Origin of the sequence: Pedobacter heparinus DSM 2366, assembly GCF_000023825.1 — a bacterium.
Lineage (GTDB): Bacteria > Bacteroidota > Bacteroidia > Sphingobacteriales > Sphingobacteriaceae > Pedobacter > Pedobacter heparinus.
In genome coordinates this window covers 2633691-2655966 of record NC_013061.1, presented here as the reverse complement: position 1 = coordinate 2655966, position 22276 = coordinate 2633691, and the positions used below count along the sequence as shown (strand labels likewise).

The 22276-nt window shown below is 38.3% G+C and carries 18 protein-coding genes; 13 read left to right on the top strand and 5 right to left on the bottom strand.

Features of this window, described 5'->3' with window-relative positions; translation table 11 throughout:
* The first annotated feature begins 210 nt into the window (after positions 1-210).
* The 10 genes from PHEP_RS11325 (at position 211) to PHEP_RS11280 (ending at position 13660) form a co-directional block, all read left to right on the top strand.
* Positions 211-3627, top strand: coding sequence for a TonB-dependent receptor (locus tag PHEP_RS11325; protein ID WP_143715731.1), 3417 nt, complete (start codon positions 211-213; stop codon positions 3625-3627).
* Positions 3628-3661: 34 nt separating this feature from the next.
* Positions 3662-5284: a RagB/SusD family nutrient uptake outer membrane protein gene (locus PHEP_RS11320; protein ID WP_015808099.1), complete on the top strand. Its 1623-nt coding sequence runs from the start codon at positions 3662-3664 to the stop codon at positions 5282-5284.
* Between the two features lie 28 nt (positions 5285-5312).
* Positions 5313-5708 carry a DUF5017 domain-containing protein gene (locus PHEP_RS11315; RefSeq protein ID WP_162141651.1) on the top strand — a complete coding sequence of 132 codons (396 nt, stop codon included), beginning with the start codon at positions 5313-5315 and terminating at the stop codon, positions 5706-5708.
* Between the two features lie 52 nt (positions 5709-5760).
* Complete coding sequence (locus PHEP_RS11310; protein WP_015808097.1) at positions 5761-8160, top strand: glycoside hydrolase family 3 N-terminal domain-containing protein; 2400 nt, start codon at positions 5761-5763, stop codon at positions 8158-8160.
* 13 nt (positions 8161-8173) lie between these two features.
* Positions 8174-9763 carry a beta-N-acetylhexosaminidase gene (locus PHEP_RS11305; protein WP_015808096.1) on the top strand — a complete coding sequence of 530 codons (1590 nt, stop codon included), beginning with the start codon at positions 8174-8176 and terminating at the stop codon, positions 9761-9763.
* Positions 9764-9829: 66 nt separating this feature from the next.
* Complete coding sequence (locus PHEP_RS11300) at positions 9830-10627, top strand: HipA family kinase (protein ID WP_015808095.1); 798 nt, start codon at positions 9830-9832, stop codon at positions 10625-10627.
* The gene (locus PHEP_RS11295) at positions 10605-10988 is read left to right on the top strand and encodes a DUF3037 domain-containing protein (RefSeq protein ID WP_015808094.1); all 384 of its coding nucleotides are present in this window, start codon (positions 10605-10607) and stop codon (positions 10986-10988) included. Before PHEP_RS11300 ends, PHEP_RS11295 begins: the two co-directional genes overlap by 23 nt.
* 25 nt (positions 10989-11013) lie before the next feature.
* Entirely contained in the window at positions 11014-11544 is a 531-nt protein-coding gene (gene idi, locus PHEP_RS11290) for an isopentenyl-diphosphate Delta-isomerase (protein WP_015808093.1), read from the top strand.
* 69 nt (positions 11545-11613) lie between these two features.
* Complete coding sequence (gene fabV / locus PHEP_RS11285; protein WP_015808092.1) at positions 11614-12807, top strand: enoyl-ACP reductase FabV; 1194 nt, start codon at positions 11614-11616, stop codon at positions 12805-12807.
* A 52-nt stretch (positions 12808-12859) separates the two neighbouring features.
* Positions 12860-13660, top strand: coding sequence for a TIGR04325 family methyltransferase (locus tag PHEP_RS11280; protein ID WP_015808091.1), 801 nt, complete (start codon positions 12860-12862; stop codon positions 13658-13660).
* An 11-nt stretch (positions 13661-13671) separates the two neighbouring features.
* Here the strand turns inward: PHEP_RS11280 and PHEP_RS11275 are convergent, their stop codons facing one another.
* Complete coding sequence (locus tag PHEP_RS11275) at positions 13672-14475, bottom strand: DUF4350 domain-containing protein (protein WP_015808090.1); 804 nt, start codon at positions 14473-14475, stop codon at positions 13672-13674.
* A 353-nt stretch (positions 14476-14828) separates the two neighbouring features.
* On the opposite strand from PHEP_RS11275, the gene PHEP_RS11270 reads away from it, so the two are divergent.
* Positions 14829-16268 carry an MFS transporter gene (locus PHEP_RS11270; protein WP_015808089.1) on the top strand — a complete coding sequence of 480 codons (1440 nt, stop codon included), beginning with the start codon at positions 14829-14831 and terminating at the stop codon, positions 16266-16268.
* A gap of 28 nt (positions 16269-16296) precedes the next feature.
* Positions 16297-17922 (top strand): NADP-dependent glyceraldehyde-3-phosphate dehydrogenase, encoded by a 1626-nt coding sequence (locus PHEP_RS11265; RefSeq protein ID WP_015808088.1) that lies wholly within the window; start codon positions 16297-16299, stop codon positions 17920-17922.
* A 5-nt stretch (positions 17923-17927) separates the two neighbouring features.
* Here PHEP_RS11265 and PHEP_RS11260 read toward each other — a convergent pair whose 3' ends face one another.
* The 3 genes from PHEP_RS11260 to PHEP_RS11250 form a co-directional block, all read right to left on the bottom strand.
* Entirely contained in the window at positions 17928-18362 is a 435-nt protein-coding gene (locus PHEP_RS11260) for a hypothetical protein (RefSeq protein WP_015808087.1), read from the bottom strand.
* Positions 18363-18398: 36 nt separating this feature from the next.
* Positions 18399-19457, bottom strand: a complete 1059-nt coding sequence (locus PHEP_RS11255) for a phosphotransferase enzyme family protein (RefSeq protein WP_015808086.1) — start codon at positions 19455-19457, stop codon at positions 18399-18401.
* Between the two features lie 76 nt (positions 19458-19533).
* Positions 19534-20556 carry a LacI family DNA-binding transcriptional regulator gene (locus tag PHEP_RS11250; protein WP_015808085.1) on the bottom strand — a complete coding sequence of 341 codons (1023 nt, stop codon included), beginning with the start codon at positions 20554-20556 and terminating at the stop codon, positions 19534-19536.
* 616 nt (positions 20557-21172) lie between these two features.
* Here PHEP_RS11250 and PHEP_RS11240 point away from each other — a divergent pair.
* The gene (locus PHEP_RS11240) at positions 21173-21502 is read left to right on the top strand and encodes a helix-turn-helix domain-containing protein (RefSeq protein ID WP_015808083.1); all 330 of its coding nucleotides are present in this window, start codon (positions 21173-21175) and stop codon (positions 21500-21502) included.
* A gap of 100 nt (positions 21503-21602) precedes the next feature.
* Here PHEP_RS11240 and PHEP_RS11235 read toward each other — a convergent pair whose 3' ends face one another.
* Entirely contained in the window at positions 21603-22256 is a 654-nt protein-coding gene (locus tag PHEP_RS11235; protein WP_015808082.1) for a beta/alpha barrel domain-containing protein, read from the bottom strand.
* Positions 22257-22276 lie beyond the last annotated feature (20 nt).

The window sequence follows — 22276 nt, the reverse complement described above, 5'->3', positions numbered from 1 at the left end:
AAAAAATCCAAACGAGCCCCTTAGCGCACAATCAGGAACACCAGTATATAAAATCAGGAGTGCTACCAACACTCCTGACAAAATGTTCAGGTGGTATAAAAAATGTCGCAAAACAAGTATTTATAATAACCAAAACTAAATCAAATGTATAAAATTTCTACAAAGATTTTATTTAAACCTCATTGCTATATAACGAAATTCCTGCTGGTTATGAGATTAACAATAACAATGCTGACGATTGCAATACTGCAGGTAAGTGCTGCAACCTATGGTCAGAAAATAACGCTTTCTGAAAAGAATGCGCAACTGGAAAAAGTATTAAAAAAGATCAGGGCCCAAAGTGGGTTTAGTTTTCTTTACGAAGATACGGATCTGGCAAATTCCAAAGCTGTAAATGTCAACTTTTCGAACGTGTCTATCGATGATGCTTTAGAAAAGCTATTTATAAACCAACAGCTATCTTATTCAATTAAGGATAAAACTGTTGTGATTAAATCAAGCAAAACACCCATAAACCAGTACGTTGCAACAATAGACATCAGGGGAAAGGTATTGGACGGTGATGGGAAACCTTTGCCTGGTGCCAATGTAAGGGTTAAAGGTGAAACAAAAGGTACAACGGCTAATGGCAACGGAGAGTTTGAGCTAAAAGGTATAGATTCAAAATCAATACTTGTGATCTCCTATATAGGCTTTCTGACTAAAGAGGTTGCTGTTAACAACCAGAAACAATTAACCATCGGCCTGGATATAGATCAGTCTAAATTAAATGAAGTCGTGGTAATTGGTTACGGTACAGCCAAAAGAAGTGACCTAACCGGTTCTGTTGGACAGGTTAACATCAGTGATTTTCAACAGGCACCAGTAAGGTCTTTTGATGAGGCGCTGGCTGGTCGCGTGGCAGGTGTACAGGTAACCTCATCTGAAGGGCAGCCAGGATCTGGTATCGACATCATCATCAGGGGAGCAAATTCTTTGACGCAGGACAATTCGCCTTTATATGTAATAGATGGTTTTCCTACCGAAAATTTTGACAACAATGCCATTAACCCTGAAGAAATCGAATCCATTGATGTACTAAAGGACGCTTCGGCAAGTGCTATTTATGGTGCAAGAGGAGCAAATGGTGTAATTATCATAACAACCAAAAGGGGTAAAGTGGGTTTGCCTGTTATTAAGTACAATGGTTCTTATGGCATTCAGAATAACATTTATGAAGTACCATTGATGAGCCCTTATGAATATTTAAAATTGCAGAGTGAAATTACGGCTACTGATTTTAAAAATGCGTATCTGGGACCAATCGCAGATCCTGTTAACCCTACAAACCCACCTATAGGGTATAAATATACACTGGAAGATTACCGTAATGTAAAGGGAATAGACTGGCAAAGTCAGCTTTTCAGAACGGCGCCAATGCAGAGCCATTCTCTATCGATGTCGGGCGGAACAGAGAAAACGCGTTATTCCCTGTCAGGACAAATATTTATGCAGGATGGGACAATTATAAATTCCGGTTACCGACGCCAGCAAGCCAAGATGACCCTGGACCAGACTGTAAATAATAAATTTAAAGTAGGGGCAGACTTTACTTATACAAGTTCTAAAACTTTTGGTTCGGCAACTTCAACTGCCGCCAATTCTTCAATGAACAATTTTTTATATAGTGTTTGGGGATACAGACCTGTAACGCCTATTGGTGTATTGCCTGAAGATGTAATAGAAGAACCTTCGGATGATTTTGTAAATACTTCTACAGATTATCGGTTTAACCCGATCATGACTGCGGAAAATCAATTGAGACAAACTTTTGCAAGAAATTTTGTAGGAAACGGATATGCAGAGTATACTTTTATACCCGGACTTAAACTGAGGATAAGCGGTGGAATAAATAGGGTACAAAGACGTGCAGAGTCTTTTAACAACTCAAATACTTATAGTGGAAGTCCCTCAAACCCTTTCACGAACGGACCAAATGGTAGCATCACAAATTTTGAGACCACTACCTGGTCAAATGAGAACATTTTAACTTACGACAAGAAGTTTGACAAAAACCATAAACTCAATGTAATTGGTGGATTTACCTTAAATGGTAATAAATATGGATACTACGGTCTGTCTGCAAATGCCTTGCCTAACGAAGCACTTGGCTTAAGTGGCCTGGCCTCGGGAACTCCACAACCTGTGACTTCCTATAACTCTGAATGGGCGTTGGTTTCTGGTTTGGCAAGGGTAAATTACAGTTATAAAAATAAGTATCTCTTTACTGCCTCGATGCGTGCAGACGGTTCATCTAAGTTTGGCCCGGGCAATCAATGGGGTTATTTTCCTTCGGGAGCTATTGCCTGGAAATTGATCAATGAAGACTTCATGAAAAATATTTCCTTTCTTTCAGATGCCAAATTGAGATTAAGCTGGGGTATTACAGGCAATAACAGGGTTGGAGATGGCGACCGCTTTGCCCAAATGACTTATCCGATTAATTCTTATTATTCTTTCAATAACGGATTGGCCCAGGGCATAAACATTACAAATGTGGGAAGTCCGAACTTAAAATGGGAAAGTACAAAACAAACAGACATTGGGCTGGATGTAGGGTTCTTGAAAGACAGAATAGGTTTTACTGCAGAATACTATCGTAAAAACACCACAGATTTACTGTTAAATGCCTTATTGCCCTATACAAGCGGGTATGTAAGTGCATTTAAAAATATTGGTGCCACCAGAAATGAAGGTTTCGAGTTTTCAATTAATACCACCAATATTAAAAATAAAAATTTTTCCTGGACCACCAGCTTCAATATTGCCTTTAACAGAAACAAGATTATTGAACTTACTGAAAACCAGGAAAGCTTGACAAGTAACATTAGCTGGGATAGTTTTTATAGTGCTGTTCCACTATATATTGCGAAACTTGGCCAACCCATAGGGCAGATTTACGGATACATCTGGGATGGTGTTTATCAGCTTGATGATTTTACTCAGCCAACACCAACCACCTATCTTTTGAAACCTGAAATTGCTACAAATGGTAATGCCAGAACCTCGATCAGGCCAGGAGATATCAAATACAGGGATATTAACGGTGATGGTGTAGTGAATGATTTTGACCGGACTGTAATAGGTCGTGCTTATCCAATACATCAGGGTGGTATGTCCAATAATTTCAAATACAAGAATTTTGACCTCGGTGTATTTTTACAGTGGTCTTATGGCAATGATATTGTAAATGCCAACAAACTTATATTTGAAGCTGGAAACAAAGCCTTCCTGAATCAATATGCAACTTATCAGGACCGCTGGACACCCGAAAATACAAATACCACCATGCACCGTTCCGGTGGACAATATGGATACAATTACTCAACCAGAATTGTAGAAGATGGATCATTCTTAAGGCTAAAGACGGTATCCTTAGGTTATACTCTTCCTAAAACCCTAATAAACACTGTTAAAATAAAAGGCTTAAGGGTTTACGCGTCTGCACAAAACCTATTTACCTGGACTAATTATTCTGGTTCAGATCCTGAAGTAAATGTTAAACGAACCGCATTAACGCCTGGATTTGATTATTCAGCCTATCCACGTGCGCGTACCATTACTTTTGGCGCCGGTTTATCCTTTTAATTATACAATTACAATTACCTAAACTAAATAGGACATGAAAAAAATAATTCTTTTAAGTTTTTTGGCAATTATATGCTCAACAACTGGTTGCAAGAAATTTTTAGATAAAGTACCCTCATCATTTGTTGCCCCCGAAAATTATTTTAATAATGAAAAAGAAGTAAATACTGCATTGAACGGAGTGTATGATATTTTAAGCCGGGAGCAGACATTTGGCGGACAATTGCCCATTCGCCATGCAGTCAGTACAGATGAGTCATTCTTCTCTTATGCTTCCTTTCCAACCGGACCTTTCTATTATAATTTTGGTGCCGATGATGCTACGATACGGGATCTATGGAGATACCTGTATGATGGCATAGAACGGGCAAACGTTTTACTGGCCAATCTGGATAAAGCAAATATGGACGAGGGCAAAAAATCTGTTGTTAAAGGTGAAACTCTCTTTCTGCGGGCCTTTTATTATTTTATCCTGGTACAGAATTGGGGTGGTGTACCTTTAAAGCTGACACCAACCACCTCTATAAACAATGTTAATATTCCACGTAATTCTGTTAAGGAGGTTTATGATCAGATTCTAAAAGATATGGTTGAAGCGGAAGGATTGGTCAAAAAGATTTCTGATATCGGTTTCGGAGGAAGGGTCTCTAAATCCGCTGTACGTGGTATTTTGGCCAGAGTGTGCCTTAACATGGCTGGTTATCCCTTAAATGACGTTGCTAAATTTAAAGATGCTGCTACATGGGCTGCAAAAGTGAATGAATATGGAGAACATGCTTTAAATCCAGATTACAGCCAGGTTTTTATAAACCTTTGTAAAGATCAGTACGATATAAAGGAAAGCATTTTTGAAGCTGAATTATACGGATCAAATAGTGACGCTTTTAGAGAAGGTGGACGGATCGGCAACGAGAACGGTGTGAAATGCTCTGCATCTACAGATTTGATCCCTACAGTTGGTTTTGCTTACGGCTTTGTAAGCACAACCAGAAAGCTATACACGTCTTATGAATATAATGCCACTGATGCATCTAAACGTGACCTTAGAAGAGATTGGGCAATAGCTACCTATACATTAAATGCATCCGGTGTAAAGGCGAATATTGCCGCTACCAATATTTATGCAAGAAATTGTGCTAAATGGCGCCGTGAATACGAAGTGGTAACACCTAAAAATAAAAACTATACGTCAACCAATTTCCAGATACTCAGATATGCTGATGTATTACTGATGCTGGCCGAAGCAGAAAATGAAGTAAATAACGGGCCAAATGCCACTGCGGTTAATGCCCTTAACGAAGTAAGAAGACGTGGTTACGGCAAATTATTAGCAGGGGCAACCAATCCGGCTAATGCCGATTATCCGGGGGCAATTTCACTAAGTAAAGCTGCATTTTTAAAAGTGATACAGGATGAAAGGGCACGTGAACTGTGTTTTGAAGGTTTACGCAAGTCTGATCTGATCAGGTGGGGAATATTTGTAAATACCATGCAAGCCACCGCTACCGAGTTTACTACTTATGCTGCCATGACCACTACCATTTATAAAAATGCAAGGGATGCTGCACAAAGGGTTACTGCAACACATTTGTTGTACCCAATTCCAATTCTGGAAATGTCGTTAAACAAAGCTATGGTACAAAATGAAGGATATTAATATGCAGCAGACAATTAAATTAATAAAAATGAAAAGAATACTATTATTGCCTGTACTTTTCCTGCTGTTATCAGCATGCAACAAAAAGGAGGTAGTTGCCCCCAATTTTAATGTTGCCATTGCACAGGGTAAAACAACTTTTAAAGTTGGCGAACAAATTGATTTCACATTTTCAGGAAATTCAAACTACATAACTTTTTATTCTGGCGAGACGGGGCGCATGTATGAATTCAGGGACCGCATAACCGCAGGGGCTAGAACAGATATAGGCGTGCCCATCCAAAACATGACCACTCAATTGTTAACCTATCCTTACAGCTATACAGAAGAGGGAACTTATAAAGTAACCTTTGTAGTAAGTAATACCAGTGTATATGGATCAGTCAGCGATGTTAAAGAAATAGTGCTCTCAATAACCCCCTAGAAGCTATAGATAGCGCTGAAAAGCGCTATCTTAGCCTTATTAATTTTTTAGCATGCAGAACCGTTCAATCAGCAACTTACCCATACTTATTGTTGTTGTTAGCCTCACAACGCTCATCTCATCTTTTAAGGCCGATCCACCAATTTATCGCAAAGGCTGGATCGATCTGAATAAAAATGGAAAAAAGGATATTTATGAAGATCCGCTCCAACCTTTAAATGCAAGAATAGACAACCTGCTGTCGCAAATGACACTGGAAGAGAAAACCTGTCAGATGGCCACTCTATATGGCTGGAAACGTGTATTGAAAGACTCTTTACCTACAAAAGAATGGAAAACGGCAATATGGAAAGATGGGATTGCAAATATTGACGAACATTTGAACGGCTTTCTAACCTGGGGTGTAACCAGTACCTCAGAACTGGTAACTGATATTAAAAAACATGTATGGGCTATGAATGAAACGCAGCGTTTTTTTATAGAGCAAACCCGTTTAGGAATACCAGTAGATTTTACCAATGAGGGGATAAGAGGGGTGGAAGCTTACGAGGCCACAGGTTTCCCTACCCAGTTAAACATGGGTATGACCTGGAACAGGAACCTGATCAGGAAAATGGGTAGAATCACCGGCCAGGAAGCAAGGGCATTGGGTTATACCAATGTGTATGCCCCCATACTTGATGTGGCAAGGGACCAGAGATGGGGAAGACTGGAAGAAGTATATGGTGAAGATCCTTACCTGGTGGCCCGTCTAGGTGTAGAAATGACCCTGGGTATGCAGGAGAATAACCAGATTGCCTCAACAGCTAAGCATTTTGCAGTATATAGTGCCAACAAAGGAGCAAGAGAGGGACTTGCCAGAACAGATCCTCAGGTTTCACCCCGTGAAGTAGAAGACATCATGCTTTATCCTTTTAAAAAAGTGATACAGGAAGCCGGAATAATGGGGGTGATGAGTTCCTATAATGATTACAATGGCATTCCCATTACCGGAAGTGAATACTGGCTAACACAACGCTTAAGAAAGGATTTTGGTTTTGGTGGATATGTGGTAAGTGACAGCGATGCACTTGAATATTTATACAATAAGCATCATGTTGCAGCCAATTTAAAAGAAGCCGTTTTTCAGGCTTTTATGGCTGGATTAAATGTGCGAACTACCTTTCGGCCACCAGATAGCATCATTATTTATGCGCGGCAACTGGTTAATGAGGGACGCATCCCCATAGAAACAATTAACAGCAGGGTTAAAGATGTTTTGCGGGTAAAGTTTAAGCTAGGCCTGTTTGACCAGCCTTACGTAAAAGATGCAGCAGCATCAGAAAAACTGGTAAACAGTATCGCCCATCAGGCAGTTGCCTTACAGGCATCTAAAGAAAGTATTGTGCTGTTAAAGAACAATAATCAAATCCTGCCACTTTCAAGATCCTTAAAAAAGATTGCTGTAATAGGGCCAAATGCTGCCGACAATGATTACGCACATACGCATTACGGCCCGCTTCAATCTAAAAGTACAAACATACTGGAAGGTATCCGTAATAAAATTGGAGCAGATAAGGTATGGTATGCCAAGGGCTGCGAGCTGGTAGACAAGAACTGGCCGGAAAGCGAGATTTTTCCGGAAGATCCTGATGCAACAGCTATAGCCCTGATTGAAGATGCTGTTAACACAGCTATGAAAGCAGACGTAGCAATAGTAGTTTTAGGGGGCAATACCAAAACAGCAGGCGAAAACAAAAGCCGCACAACACTTGAACTTCCTGGTTTCCAGTTAAACCTCATCAAAGCCATTCAAAAAACTGGAAAACCGGTTGTTGCCGTAATGATAGGTACACAACCTATGGGCATAAATTGGATAGATAAATATATCGACGGTATAGTATATGCAGGATATCCTGGCGTAAAAGGAGGAATTGCAGTTGCTGATGTTTTATTTGGTGATTATAACCCTGGGGGCAAGTTAACACTTACTTTTCCCAAATCTGTAGGGCAGCTGCCTTTAAATTTTCCCTCTAAACCTAATGCACAAACTGATGAGGGTGAACTGGCTAAAATTAAAGGTTTACTGTATCCATTCGGTTTTGGCCTAAGTTATACAACGTTTGCTTATAGCAATCTAAAGATCAGTCCAATTGAACAGGAAAAAGACGGCAACATCAGTATCAGTGTAGACATTACCAATACTGCAAAGCTTGAAGGTGATGAAATAGTGCAGTTATACATCAGGGATGTATTGAGTACGGTAACCACCTATGAAAAGATATTAAGAGGATTTGAAAGGATCAGCTTAAAACCAAATGAGACCAAAACCCTTAAGTTTACTTTGTTTCCTGATGATCTGAAATTATGGAACCGCGAGATGCAGCACGTAATTGAACCCGGAACTTTTAAGGTGATGATTGGTGCCTCAAGTGAAGACATAAGATTAACAGGAAGTTTTAATATCAAATAAGATCAATACTGATATGAAAAAAATATTATTGTGTTTATTTCTATATACATGGCTGGGTGCATCTGCCCAACAATCGTGTCCGGTTATACCTTTACCAGCCAGTTTTACCAAAACTACCGGAAGTTTTCAGCTTACAGATCAAACCTCAATACAGGTTAACCAATCGGTACTTGAACCACTGGCCCATTACCTGCAAAAGGAATTGCTCAAGTATAAGGGATTGAGCCTTAGTATAGAAGAAGGACAGCGTTCATCTGTTATAGTATTAAACCTTGGTCCTAAAAAAACGATTAAGGCAGAGGAATACCAGTTAGAAATGAATGCCCGAAATATCAGCATCAGCGCTTCAACTACTGATGGCCTGTTTAATGGGATCAGTACTTTATTGCAATTGATCAGACAGTCGGCCGGACAATCCATTGAATGCTGGAAAATAACCGATGCACCTAAATATGGCTGGCGTGGGCTTATGCTCGATGAATCAAGGTACTTTTTCGGAAAAGAAAAAGTTAAGCAGTTGTTAGACTGGATGGCTTTTTATAAGCTGAACCGTTTTCACTGGCATTTAACAGACCAGCCGGGTTGGCGTTTAGATATTAAAAAATATCCTAAATTAGCTTTAATAGGCGGCATAGGAAACTATTTTAATCCTTATGCCCCGGCAAAATACTACAGTCAGGAAGACATCGCTGAGCTGGTACTTTATGCAGCGGAAAGACACATCCAGATTATCCCAGAAATAGATATGCCTGGTCATGCAACCGCTGCAAATATGGCTTATCCTGAATACAGTGGGGGTGGAACCGATAAATATCCCGAGTTTACTTTTAATCCTGGTAAAGAAGGGACTTATCAGTACCTGACCAATATTTTAAAGGAAACGGATGTACTTTTCCCATCGCAGATGATCCATATTGGTGGTGATGAAGTTGCCTTTGGAAATAAAAAATGGAATACCAATGCTGATGTACAACATTTAATGAAAACCATGGGCCTGAAAGACCTCAAAGCGGTTGAACATTACTTTATTAAAAGAATGGCTGATTCTCTGACTAAACTGAACAATAAAGTATTGGCCTGGGATGAGGTAACAGAAACCAATCTGGCACCAAAAAATACCCTGGTTTTTTGGTGGAGGCATGATCAGCCTGAGGTGCTAAAAACCGCACTGGATAAAGGCTTTTCGGTTGTATTGACACCAAGAATACCTTTATATTTTGATTTTGTGCAAGACAGCACAGCTGTTTCCGGCAGAAGGTGGAAAGCAGGCGAATACAGTCCGATTGAAAAAGTATATTACTTTTCTCATGAACAGGTTCCTGAAACTGCTCATCATGAAAAAAATATTATGGGCATTCAGGCTTGTTTGTGGACGGAGACGGTAAACAGTAGCCAGCGTCTGGATTATTTATTGTTTCCCAGGATAACTGCGCTGGCAGAAGCTGCCTGGACTACAGACAATAAAAAGAATTTTAATGATTTTCAGCTGAGGTTAAATACACACCTGGAATATTTTAAAGCCGCTGGCATTTATTATTACAACGGTAAAAAAAGTAATCCTGAACCACTTCCAAAAAAAATATCGGTCTCCTATATCGACTAAGCTATTCGGTTGCTCAATAAAAAGATTGTTATCTTTAGCCATTAAATAGCAATATTAAATAAAGATATGAGCGATAGCCAGCTAACATTGCGCAGTGTTAACGTGACCAGGTATGTAACTCCTTTAAGGGAAGGTGGGTCTATGCCAGCAATTGCAGAAGCAGATGATGGTTTTTTATATGTACTTAAATTTAAAGGTGCGGGGCAAGGGGTAAAAGCACTGATTGCTGAAATTATTGGTGGTGAAATTGCCAGGGCATTGGGTTTCCGGGTTCCAGAAATTGTATTTGCTTCGTTAGACGAAGCATTTGGACGGATAGAACCTGATGAAGAAATACAAGACCTGTTGCGGGCAAGCGAAGGACTTAACCTGGCTTTACATTATCTTTCTGGTGCAATTACTTTTGATCCGCTTGTAACTGTAATTGATGCAAAAACAGCTTCGCAAATTGTTTGGCTGGATTGTTTACTTACAAATATGGACCGCACAGCCAGAAACACCAATATGCTGATCTGGCATAAAGAACTCTGGTTAATAGATCATGGCGCATCCTTGTATTTTCATCATTCCTGGCAAAACTGGAAAGAACAGGCCTTACGTCCATTTGTATTGATAAAAGATCATGTAATGTTGCCAATGGCGACAGAACTGGAAAGCGTTGACAGGGAATTCCGTCAGTTGCTTACACCTGGCCTTATTGCTGATATTGTACACCTGATCCCCGATGAATGGCTGGTTGAGGAGTATTCCTTTGAAACGCTAACTGAACACAGGCAAGCGTATATCCACTTTTTGGAAACAAGAGTGGCCAATTCAGAAATTTTTGTTAAAGAGGCACAAAATGCAAGAGAAACACTTATTTGAATATGCTGTCATCCGTGTCGTGCCAAGGGTAGAACGCGAAGAATTCATGAATGTGGGCGTCGTGGTCTACTGTCCAAAGCAAAAATTCTTACAGGTTATGTTTGAGCTGAACCTGAAAAAATTAAATATTTTTTGCACAGATCTGGATGTTTCCGTACTTGAAGAAAACCTAAATGCATTTAAACGCATTTGTATGGGAGGTAGTGATGCTGGAACCATTGGTAAATTAGATATAGCTTCCAGGTTCCGCTGGTTGACAGCAACCCGTAGTACAGTTTTACAAACTTCCAGGGCCCACGCGGGTCTTAGTGCTGATGCTCACGAAACACTCCATAAATTATATAATAAACTGGTACGCTAGCTTTTAATATAAATAGAACCTTGTAATGACTGAAAAAGTAATATTGGTTAATGAAAATGACCTCGAAATAGGATTGATGGAAAAAATGGAGGCACACCTGCAAGGCTGCCTGCATCGTGCTTTTTCTGTTTTTATTTTTAATACCAAAGGAGAATTGTTGTTGCAACAGCGGGCCAATGATAAATACCATTCAGGTGGTAAATGGACAAATACCTGTTGCAGTCACCCCCGACATGGAGAAACTACTATTGATGCAGCCAACAGGCGACTGCAGGAAGAAATGGGGATGCATTGTAACCTTATTTACGGTTTTCACTTTATCTATAAAGCGGCCTTATCAGATGAAATTTATGAACATGAATATGATCATGTTTTTTTTGGCCTAAGCGACAGTATACCAGTTCCCAATCCTGCTGAAGTAGCAGCGTATAAATATTTGGAAATGAAGGTATTGTTAAATGATCTGCAGGCCCATCCCGAAGAATATACAGAATGGTTGAAGATCTGTTTTGGTCGTGTGATGGAAACTTATCGGGAAATTCTTGATAATATGTAAAAACAATGGTTATTTTGCCATGATGTTAATCCTTCCTTATATTATTACTAACCAAAATAAAAATGCTTTATGATTATTGAGCCTAGAATGCGTGGGTTTATATGCCTTACAGCACACCCGAAAGGATGTGAACAAAATGTAATCAACCAAATTAATTATGTAAAATCTAAAGGGCCAATTGATGGCCCTAAGAAAGTATTGGTCATAGGAGCTTCTACAGGATTCGGACTGGCTTCCCGGATCACCAGTGCATTTGGTTCAGACGCGGCTACAGTAGGTGTTTTTTTTGAAAAACCGCCGGCCCCTGGTAAAACAGCGTCACCAGGCTGGTACAACAGCGCCGCCTTTGAAAATCAGGCACTAAAAGCAGGTTTATATGCCAAAAGCATTAACGGAGATGCTTTTTCTGATGAAGTAAAACAAAAAACGCTGGATCTGATTGAAAAAGATTTAGGGCAAATAGACCTGGTTATTTATAGCCTTGCTTCTCCAAAAAGGATGCACCCTAAAACCGGCGTGTTACATAGTTCTGTGCTAAAGCCGATTGGTGAGGATATATTTACCAATAAAACTGTAGATTTTCATACGGGGGTAGTTTCTGAAATTTCCATTGTTCCGGCTAATGAAGAAGAAATAGAAAATACAATTGCCGTAATGGGTGGTGAAGACTGGGAAATGTGGATGGATGCATTGAAATCCAGAGGTTTGCTCGCAACAGGAGCTAAAACAGTTGCCTATTCATATATTGGTCCATCTGTAACTGAGGCGGTATATCGTAAAGGTACCATTGGCCGTGCGAAAGATCACCTGGAAGCGACTGCGTTTACCATCAACGATAAATTAAAAGACATCGACGGAAGGGCTTTTGTCTCTGTAAATAAGGCTTTGGTTACACAGGCAAGTTCTGCGATACCTGTAATTCCACTTTATATCTCCCTTCTTTATAAAGTAATGAAAGAAAAAGGCATTCATGAAGGCTGCATAGAACAGATGGAAAGGCTATTTACCGAAAGGCTCTATACCGGACATGAGCCCAAAACTGATGAGCAGGGTAGGATCAGAATAGATGATTGGGAAATGCGTAGCGATGTTCAGGATAAGGTATTTACCTTATGGGCAGAAGCAACCGATGAAACCCTGCCATTGATAGGTGATCTGCCGGGTTATAAAAAAGATTTCCTGAATTTATTCGGCTTCGATATGGCTGGTGTCGACTATCAAAAAGAAGTTGATGAAATGGTAGAAATACCAGGGCTGGTATAGGACTTTTTTAATAAGTATTTGTCTTGAACCATAAATAGATAATCAATTTTATATGTTCAAAGGTATTTTCGGGAAATTTAAGTCAGATAACCAGCCTAAGTATGGCTGGTTTGGTAATTATTTGTCCTGGGCAGATGTATTAAAAGAAGCAGACGGGTACGATTCGGGGATTATTTTAGAAAGAACCAAAAATGCGCTGTTAAAAGTAAAATCCGGTGAAGCTGTTTACGAGCGTGATTCTGTAATTTTTGATAAAAAAGAGTATCCATTTCCTCTTCTTACTTTTTTACAGCATAGTGCTTCTTTAAAGGGTGCTCCGCTTCATGTGATTGATTTTGGAGGTTCATTGGGCAGTACTTATTACCAGATCAAAGAATTTTTGAATCCCGGCGTATGTTCAACCTGGAATGTAGTTGAGCAAGAGCATTATGTAGCATCCGGTAAGGCTAACTTTGAAGATGGTCAACTTAAATTCTATAACAGTATAGCGCAATGTATCCAGGATAAAAACATTGATTTTGTATTGATTTCCAGCTCTGTACAGTATCTTGAAAGACCTCATATTTTTCTTAAAGAACTTGCCGCATATCATTTTGACTTTATTCTTTTTGACAGAACCGCTTTTCATGAGGAAAAAGAAGACCGACTGACCTTACAGATCGTTCCTCCTGAAGTTTATCCGGCCTCTTATCCTTCCTGGTTTTTCAATCAGGAAAAACTATTGAGCCATTTTGCTGAAGGTTACGATGTAATTGCTGATTTCCCACCATATATTGATGGTGAGCAGATTCTTTATATCGATGAATACCCATCCGGTTATAGTCGCGGATTTTATTTATCTGCAAAAAAATAATAAAATGGCTGTTAAGGAATCTGCTTTTTCAGCCATTTTACCAGTTCAGCAGCGCCTTTATAATTTTCATACTCTGCAGGGATCCTGGTTCCATCTACATATTCATTGTATAACCATGGATCTCCAACGGCAAATACTGTTCCTTTTCCATATCTGGCGGTTGCCATTATAACATCATTTTGCTCCGTAATTAAGGCTTTTGCAGGTGGCCTAACGCCAAGAACAGAGATCTCCTTTAAATAAAACTTCTTCGAAGAAGGAAAAACCGTATTGTCATTTGGAACATTTACTTCGCCCATTTCAAGTTTTCCATTTTTCACCATATTCCTGCTTTGATTGGTAAAAGTTATTCCAAACTTTTTAGAAAGGTCATTTAACTGTATTAGATTGGTATTTGCGCTATCGTTGGCAAAGATTACAAGCACGCCACCGGCCTTTACCCAATCTGTTATTGCCTTGATATGACCGGGGCCAATAAGGTTTGGATTGGGACTTTCTTTTTGATTGTCCGGATCGACTATAATATAGATATCATTTCCTTTAAGATTAGATGCAGTAGGGGCGGCATCCAGGCTTTTTATCTTTAATCCTTCCTTTATGAACAGATCCCCTAGCATAGAAAAACCGTTCAGGGTCTGATCCTCCCAGGTATAATGGAACCTTACTTCTTTTCCCGATTTGTCCTTTTTTACTTCATGGTTAAAGAAATAATCAAGTAAAACCGTTTTTTCCTGGGCATAGCCTAGAGAAATCCCTCCTGCACAATAAATAACAAGCAGGAAAGCATATTTTAATAATGTGTCTTTTAAATGCATGTATAAATTTATGAAATAAAGTCTATATCGTTCCACTTATATAAGCAAATGTTAATAATGTTTATTAAATAGCCAAAAGAGTATCCAAAAGCACATAATCACGATAACGATTGCGTAAATATTTTCCAAAGAAGACTGTTTTTACTTATAATTATTCTGTAGAATTGCTCAGGTTACAGGTAAAAACAATTAAAAGTAATGGCGTAGATTTTAATAGAAATAAGTTACGTAAAGAATTTTTGACACGGGTAATTAACGGGAATTACATATATTGAGGCCCTGAAAACATTGTAAAGTACAACGAGCAAAAATTTAAATTTCAATCACATACAAATTAAACAAAACCAAATATAATGAAAGAGACTAAAAGGGGGAATTACAGATGGACAATCTGTGCCATGTTATTTTTTGCTACTACAATTAATTATATGGACCGGCAGGTTCTTTCCTTAACATGGAAAGATTTTATTGCTCCGGAATTTCACTGGACAAACAATGATTATGGTAACATTACAGCTCTTTTTTCTATTTTCTATGCAGTTTCTATGTTATTTGCCGGCCGTTTTGTAGACTGGCTTGATACCAAAAAAGGATTTCTATGGGCTATCGGAATATGGTCTATTGGTGCCTGTTTACACGCATTTTGTGGAATAGCTACATCAGGTATGATTACCGGCAACTGGATGGTCGGTTTTGAAGGTGCAAAACAATCACTGGCCTTGGTTGATAATACAGCAATGATCATTACGGTAAGCGTTACTTTGTTCATTTTTGCACGTTTTATCCTGGCTGTTGGTGAAGCTGGTAACTTTCCAGCAGCAATTAAAGCTACAGCCGAATATTTCCCTAAAAAAGACCGGGCATTTTCTACCAGTATTTTTAATGCAGGTGCAACAGTGGGCGCGCTTGCTGCGCCAATTACCATTCCTTTTATTGCCGCAAAATGGGGCTGGGAAATGTCATTTATAATTATAGGAGCACTAGGCTTTGTATGGATGGGTTTCTGGGTATTTATCTATCATAAACCTGAATTACACCCTAAAGTGAATGCAGCTGAACTGGAATATATACAGCAAGACTTGATCTCCGATAGGAAACTGGTCGACTATGTAGAAGAAACAACTACCAAAGCTTCTTTTATTGATTGTTTGAAACATAACCAAACATGGGCATTCGCCTTTGGTAAATTCATGACCGACGGGGTATGGTGGTTTTTCCTTTTCTGGACGCCAGCTTATCTGAGCTCAGTATATGGAATGGATTCTACACAAAGTGCACTACCACTTTTTGTACTCTATATGATCACATTGCTTTCTATCATCGGCGGGTGGTTGCCTACTTATTTTGTGGAAAAAAAGGGGATGAACCCTTACGAGGGCAGAATGAGAGCAATGTTAATTTTTGCGTTCTTCCCTCTGCTTGCTTTATTGGCACAACCCCTGGGGCAGATTACTTACTGGATACCGGTACTTATTATCGGTATTGCCGGTGCAGCACACCAGGCATGGTCTGCAAATATCTTCACAACTGTAGGAGATATGTTTCCTAAAAAAGCAATAGCAACAGTTACAGGTATAGGAGGTATGGCCGGTGGTATAGGTGCCTTTTTTATTAACAAGGGCTCAGGTTTATTGTTCGATCATGCCGGTCAGACTCAAATGGTATTCATGGGTTTTAAGGGAGAGGAAGCAGGATATTTTATTGTATTTTCTATATGCTCCGTTTGTTATTTAATTGGGTGGACAGTCATGAAATCATTGGTGCCTAAATACAGACCAATTACCAACCTCTAATTGTTAAATAATATCTAATACGATCTAAATGTTTTCAAAAAATCAGCTCGATTCTATTTTCGTAGCAGAAAATCAGATCCCTGAAGCGTTTAAATTATCCGAAGAAATACACCAGCGTGAATACCTGACTAATGGTGAAATGCGCGCCTGGAATGGTGAGGTACATGAAGTTCTATCTCCTGTTTGTATTAGAACAGAAAAGGGACTGGAAAGAAAGTTAATAGGAACATATCCTTTATGTAGTGAAAAAGAGGCTGATGAAGCACTTCAGGCTGCAGTAGCCGCATACAACAACGGAAGAGGAGAGTGGCCAACTATGAGTGTAGCAGACAGGATCCATTGCGTAGAACAGTTTACGCATAAAATCATTGAAAAGAAGGCCATCGTTGTCAAATTGTTAATGTGGGAAATAGGTAAATCATATGCCGATTCTGTCAAAGAATTTGACCGTACAGTGGAGTATATTTATGCTACAATTGATGCGCTGAAAGACTTAGACAGACAATCTTCTAAATTCAGCATAGAGCAGGGAATTGTGGCACAGATCAGACGTTCACCCTTAGGTGTGGTATTGTGCATGGGGCCATTTAATTATCCCTTAAATGAAACTTTTACCACACTGATCCCTGCGTTGATCATGGGAAATACCTTGCTGTTTAAACCACCTAAGCATGGTACGCTGTTACATTACCCACTGTTGGAAGCATTTAGGGATTGTTTTCCAAAAGGAGTAGTAAACACCATATACGGTCGGGGAAATAAAATTATTCCTGATCTCATGAAATCTGGTCAGATTAATGTTTTAACATTAATTGGATCAAGCAAGGTAGCCAATGAACTTAAAAAGTTACACCCTAAAGTTAACAGGTTAAGGGCAATCCTTGGTTTAGATGCCAAAAATGCCGCAATAATTACCGCAAAAGCTGATATTAACCTGGCAGTACAGGAAACTGTATTGGGGTCATTGTCTTTTAACGGACAAAGGTGTACTGCCCTTAAGATCGTTTTTATACACCGAAGCCTGGCCGACGTATTTCTGAAAGAGCTTTCCGCTGCAGTCGCTGAACTTAAATTTGGTATGCCATGGGAAACAGGTGTTTCTTTAACTCCTTTACCGGAGCCACAAAAACCGGCTTACCTTAAAGACTGTATAGCTGATGCAGTAGCTAAGGGTGCTAAGATTGTGAACGACAATGGGGGAGATAGCTGTGAATCATTTGTATATCCTGCAATTGTTTATCCTGTAAATAAGCACATGAAGTTGTATACAGAGGAGCAATTTGGACCTGTAATACCAGTTGTACCATTTGATGATCTGGAAGAAACCATTCAATATCTTATTGATTCTACACATGGACAACAGGTGAGTATTTTTAGCAATGATGATGAAGAAATCGCTGCGCTTATTGATCCGCTGGTTAATCAGGTAAGCAGGGTTAATATCAATTGCCAATGCCAACGCGGACCGGATGTATTTCCGTTTACAGGCAGGAAAGATAGCGCAGAAGGAACCTTATCTGTAATTGATGCCTTAAGGTCGTTTTCTATCCGCTCTTTAGTGGCTACTAAATTAAATGAGAGTAACAAACACCTGATCAATGAAATTGTAGACAGCAATAGTTCCAATTTCCTGAGTACAAAATATTTGTTTTAATTTGATCAAACATCGTTTTCGACTTTTCCAGTAGCCTTAAAAAGGGCATATGCTATTGGAAAAAGAAAAACAATATTTATAATAAAATGAGGAATAATATATAGAAATGTAGTTGTTTCTATCAGCTTATCTACTAACATTCCTACAGATACTATAATAAGTAATGCATAAAGCAGAGCCGCTATTCTTCTGTTTGGTGCATATTTTATGCATTGCTTGATTACATAGGTAACCAATGCAACTCCAAAAACAAACATGATATACCAGAAAATATCGGCCGCTGTCAACTGGTCCCATATACTTTCCTTACTGTGATGGAACCTGCTGACTTCAGATGTTGCAAACTTAGTTAAGATAAGGTAACTGAGAACCCAAAATATGTAGAATCCTAAAGTAATCAGCAGCCAGTGGAGAGCGAGCTTAAATTTAGATTTATACATAATGCCTGATGATTAAACATTTACACTCAAATTTAATTAAAAATCCACCTTAAGCGTATCAATGATCAGTTCTTTTTCAACTTTAATATATTCTTTTAACAATACAATCTGATTCTTTGCCCTGTTGAAATTATGATCTTCATATTTTGCCCCATAATAAATATCATTTTGTAAGTAATCAGCCAAAAATCGAATGGCCTGCATATAAATAATAAACTTTCCAGAATAGGTAAAATATTCCTTCTCCTCATCAGTCAGCACTTCTTTCATTTCACTCATATATCCCTCGTAAATTGCGCTAAAGAAATCTTTCCTGATGCTTATTTTACTGAAATCCGTCTCTTCCTCACCAGCTTCGCTCAGATAAGTCCTCATCATATCTCCAACATCACTTATAAAATAACCTGGCATAACTGTATCCAGGTCAATTACACATATGCCTTTATTGTGTGCATCAAACAATACATTACTAATTTTTGTATCATGATGAATTACTCTTAAAGGAATGGCTTTATTCTGTAAAATCTTCCGGTAGGTATGCACAATTTCCTCATTGGCATTGATAAAATGTATCTCATCGGCTGCTTTCTGTAGCCTTTCTGGGTTAGGCGCCAGTCTACATGCTTCCGTAAATTGATCGTACCTTAATATCAGGTTATGAAAATTAGGAATGGTAATATTGAGTTGTTTTGCATCAAAGTTGGCCAGTAGCTTTGAGAACATCCCAAATTGTTTAGCAGCCTGAAAGGCTTCATCCTTCCTGCTCAATGTATTAAGTGAAGTAGAACCCTCAATAAAAGGGAATAACCTAAAATAGCCAGCTTCATTACTAATCAAAGAAGCTCCATCTTTTGTACTGCAAGGTGATACAAATAAATATTCAGGATGTGTCTTATGCAAATATTTTTTTAATAGTAAAAGATTCTCATCAATATCTGATGGCTTTTTGAAGACCTCGCTATTTACTTTTTGCAAAATGTACCTTTTGTTATTTGTAACGACCATCCAGGTATGATTGATCAAACCATCACCAAATGGCTGAATATTTGTCGTATTCAAATCAAGGCCATAATGGCTTAGAATATTTTCGAACATGGGTTTAGTATATTGATTATTGACCCAAATTTAATTATTTATGTTGCTAATAAGATGTGCAAACGTTTGCGCAAAATTACCGCTTACTACTTAAAACCAATTCGGATTCAACAACTATATGGAAGTAGGCCTGTTCAGTTGCCGATTCATTTTTTGGTTTATTGATCAGATCAATTAATATATCTGCCGCCTTTTTACCCTGTTTATAAGGAAACTGTTCTACAGAAGCAATAGGTATATAATCCATATAGTTAATGATCGGAAGATTTGCATAGCTCACAAAATCAATTTGCTGAAGGTTAAGAGACTTAACATAGCGCATAGCGAACAGGGCAACGTAATCATTAAAAGTAACAATTGCAGTGGGTTTACGCTTATGGTTCAGCATCCTGTCCATTACCTCAACAGTTCCTTTTTCAGACAGATCACAACTGATCATCAAAGAGGGATCAAATTTTAAACGGTTAGATAGCATTGCCCTTATGTAACCTTCTTTCCTTTCATGACTTGCCACAAGTGTCTGAGGTCCATTGATCATTCCAATAGAACGATGCCCTTTTTTTAAAAGAAAGTTCACTGCTTCAAAAGTACCGGTCTCCAGATTAGAAGCCACATAATGTATATCTTTAACAGGAGGGACACGATCAAAAAAAACAACAGGGATATTTAACTTCTTAAAATTATCAAAATGTTCATAAGTGCTCGTTGTTTTGGATACCGAAACAAGTAAACCGTCAACTCTCTGGGTTTTCATTTTTTCCACAAGTAGTTTTTCCCGATCCGCATCATCATGTGACTGCGCCAGTAAAACCGTATAATTTCTTTTGTATGCAATATCTTCAATGCCACTGATGGCCGCAGAAAAGAATGATTCAGATAACTCCGGCAAAATCACACCAATTACGTAAGACTTTCCATGTAGAAATTGTATTGCTTTCTGATTGGGCTCATAATTAAGTTCTTCAGCAAGCTTTTTGACCCTCATTTTTGTAGTTAAACCTATACTTGAATGATCATTTAATGCCCTTGAAACTGTAGAAACCGAAACCTTGAGCATTTTAGCTATTTCCTTAATAGTTGTTGGTTTATCAGTCATCATATTCAAATATTAGAATAAACTTTAACAATTCAATAAAAATCTGGCTTCTCTCTTTGTTTTGGTACAATGATTTAAAATTAAACAAACGTTTGTGTGCTTTTTGTAGTCAAAATGGGGATTATAGAAAATATAGGAATAAAATAAGCAATGTTTTTTTGTTCACATTATTGCAAAATACACCCTTGTTAACATTAACTTAACATTGAATATGCATCTTTGTATATGTTTATAAATATTTTAGCATTAGCCTTTATTTTGTTTGCATTCATAGCGGCCTTTAAGATGGATACTTTCCTGCAGGGCTTTCTCTTTATTGTTGCAATTGGTGTAGTTTGTGGAGTATTGTTTTTGTTTATTTCTTTTCCTGGCCTCTCAGGCTTATCTGTCGCATTGATGATGGCAGCATTTATCTTCAGACAGAATAAAAAATAGTTTTTTTCTCTCTCCCAATATTTTCTAAAAATCTGAAATTATTGGGTCAAAAGATAATATTTTAATTACCAATAAATGATTTGAATAATTTGTTTCATAATATTATAAGAATATTACAATATTTTATTAAATAATTCTTAAATTTATTATACAAAAAACTTCACAAAGATATAGATTATAGACTATGAAAACTTTAGGTGAAAAATTTAGAATCTTACGCCAGAAAAAGGGAGTTAACCAAAAAGCAATGGCTGATCTGTTGGAAATATCTATCCCGGCGTATTCTAAGCTTGAAACAGGAATTACAGACCCTAACTTCAGCAGAATAAATCAGATAGCAGAAGTTCACAATTTAACCCTTAGAGAGTTTTTAGATATTGGAGAAGAAGGGGTAAGCGAGCAGGAACAAGTAGTCTCACAGTTAAAGGAAAAAATCAGTCAGCTGGAAAATTCGGTAATCAGGTTACAGAGTAAACTGATCGACCTTTACGATCGGGATGACCAGAAAAAATAAGATTGGCTTTTCTTTTAAAGCGACCAGAACATTAACTAACATAAAAATAAGATTTAATGAACGCTCATCAGTTAAACCGGTGAGCGTTCTTTTTTAACTCTTATTTTTTATGAACAAGACTCATTAACAACTGACAGCGTTCTGTTAGCCAGTTATAGTCATTTGCATTTTCCGGTTGTTGAAATAGTTTAGAACCAAATCCCAAAGCAGTTACGCCAGCGCTTAACCAGCTGTCTATGCTTTCTTTAGTTACATCAACACCACCAGTTGGCATAAATTTAAGATTAGGAAAAAGTGGTTTTATAGCTTTTAAAAAGCCAGTACCCAAAGTATCTCCCGGAAAAAGCTTAACAAGCGGCGCCCCAAGTTCCTCAGCCAGATTAATCTCTGTTGGTGTCATACAACCCGGTATCCACAATATATGGTGTGCAGCGCTTATTTTGGCAAGGTCGGCACGTACAATAGGACTTACAATAAAATCGGCGCCAAGTTCTATATAAGCTTCGGCCTGTGCTACAGTCTTTATAGTTCCTATTCCAAGCTGCATATCTGACAGATGTTCATTTCTATATGCCAATAAAGCTTTAAAATTTTGTAGCGCATTTTGCCCTCTGTTTGTAAATTCAAACACGCGCACACCACCAGCATAACTTGCTTTTAATACTTCTATGCAGGTTTGTGCATTTTCGTTATAATAAACCGGGATAACCGGATAGTCCTGTATAACTTTTAACGGATTTTTTTCAATGTTCATCAGTATATATGATTATTTTA